The organism is Streptomyces sp. NRRL WC-3549 (assembly GCF_000721935.1).
Taxonomy (GTDB): Bacteria; Actinomycetota; Actinomycetes; order Streptomycetales; family Streptomycetaceae; genus Streptomyces.
Genome location: NZ_KL585424.1, coordinates 22,661 through 24,688, shown reverse-complemented (window position 1 = coordinate 24,688; position 2,028 = coordinate 22,661). Strand labels below are relative to the sequence as shown.

Annotated in this window: 2 pseudogenes; one reads left to right on the top strand and one right to left on the bottom strand. The window is 68.8% G+C overall.

Annotated features, from left to right (window positions below):
* Positions 1-49: 49 nt before the first annotated feature.
* Positions 50-1,452 (top strand): annotated as a pseudogene (locus IH13_RS38575) (IS30 family transposase).
* Positions 1,453-1,459: 7 nt separating this feature from the next.
* Here the strand turns inward: IH13_RS38575 and IH13_RS0127525 are convergent.
* A pseudogene (locus IH13_RS0127525) lies at positions 1,460-2,028 on the bottom strand (IS3 family transposase); the annotation flags it as partial.

Genomic DNA, 2,028 nt, shown 5'->3' with positions numbered 1-2,028 from the left:
GGCGGATTCAATCGGTCGTCGCAACACCTTCGTGAGCTGGGGGTTTGTGATGGGTGTGGGGAATCGGCAGCGGGCGGTGCGTGAGTATCGCGGGGAGATGCCCTCGCCAGGGCGGCCGAGCGTTGCCTGGCGTGAGGACCGGGTCAGGTTCTGGAAGGCGATCGCGCGGGGGCTGAGTTCGGTGGATGCCGCAGCCGTCATCGAGGTCTCGCCTGCGGTGGGGTCGCGGTGGTTTCGTCATGCTGGCGGGGTGAATCCGTGCCTCGCCCCGACTGTCTCCGGCCGTTACCTCTCGTTCGCTGAGCGGGAGGAGATTGCTTTGCTGCGTGCGCGTGATTTCGGGGTCCGTGCGATCGCGCGGTGTCTGGGGCGTTCGCCGTCCACGATCTCGCGGGAGCTGCGGCGCAACGCCTCCACGCGGAGTTACCACCTGGAGTACCGGGCCTCGCTGGCGCAATGGCATGCCGAGCGGCGGGCTCAGCGGCCGAAGCCGGCGAAGCTGGTGGCCGATGGGCGATTGCGCGCGTATGTGCAGGACCGGCTGGCCGGGAATGTCGTCCACGCCCTGGACGGCCGGGTCGTCGAGGGTCCCCAGGTGCCGCCCTGGCAGGGAAGGAACAAGCCCCGCCGTCAGGACCCCGCTGGGCGACCTCCTGGAGCCCGGAACAGATATCAAAGCGGCTCACGGTGGACTTCCCCGAAGATGTGTCCATGCGCATCTCCCCGGAAGCGATCTACCAGGCCCTTTACGTCCAGGGCCGCGGAGCCCTCAAGCGTGAGCTCGTCGCCTGCCTGCGCACCGGACGGTCACTGCGTGTCCCGCGGGAGCGCACCAGGCAGAGCGTTCGCGGCCACGTGACCGCTGACGTGCTGATCAGCGAGCGGCCGGCCGAGGCCGAGGACCGTGCCGTTCCGGGCCACTGGGAAGGTGACCTCATCATCGGCACCGGCCGGTCCGCGATCGGCACGTTGGTCGAGCGCAGTACGCGGTTCACCATGCTGCTGCACCTGCCCCGGATGGAAGGCTTCGGCACCGAACCGCGCACCAAGAACGGGCCCGCGCTGGCCGGCCGCGGCGCCGAGGCCGTGAAGGACGCGATCACCGCCACCATCACGACCTTGCCCGAGCAACTACGCAGGTCCCTGACGTGGGACCGGGGAACGGAACTGGCCCAGCACGCCCAGCTCCGTGTCGATGCCGGACTCCAGGTCTACTTCGCCGACCCCCACAGTCCCTGGCAGCGCGGCACCAACGAGAACACGAACGGTCTGCTGCGGCAGTACTTCCCGAAGGGCACGGACCTGTCGCGCTGGGGCATCGACGAGCTCCAGGCCGTCGCCTTCACCCTCAACAACCGCCCCCGCAAGACCCTCGCCTGGAAGACCCCCGCCGAAGCCCTCAACGAACACCTACTATCCCTCCAGGAAGCCGGTGTTGCGACGACCGGTTGAGTCCAAGCTGGGCTCCGTGGTCGGTGTGCATGACCGATCCGGCGAGGCTGCCTCGGGTGCGGATCGCCGCGGCCAGGGCGTCGGTGACGAGATCCGCGCGCATGTGGTCGGCGATCGCCCAGCCGGCCAGACGGCGCGAGGCGAGATCGATGACGGTCGCCAGATAGCAGAACTTCCCGCCGTCGATGGGCAGGTAGGTGATGTCACCGACGTACTTCGTGTTCGGCTTGCCCGCGGTGAAGTCGCGGCCGATCAGGTCCGGCGCCTTGGCCGCAGCAGGGTCGGGAACGGTGGTGCAGTGCCGGCGACGCAACCGGACCCCTTCGATCCCGAACGTCCGCATGATCCTTGCGACCCGCTTGTGGTTGACCGCCTCACCGCTCTCCTCGCGAAGCTCGGCAGTGATCCTCGGAGCTCCATAAGTGCCGTCCGATTCCTGATGCACCGCCCGTATCCGGGCCACGAGTCGGGCATCGGCCGCCCGCCGGGCGGCCCGGTCGGCGGCTGTCCGGCGCCAGTAGTAGAAGCTCGAGCGGCTGACGCCGAGGATGCTGCACAGCCGCTTCACGCCGTAAC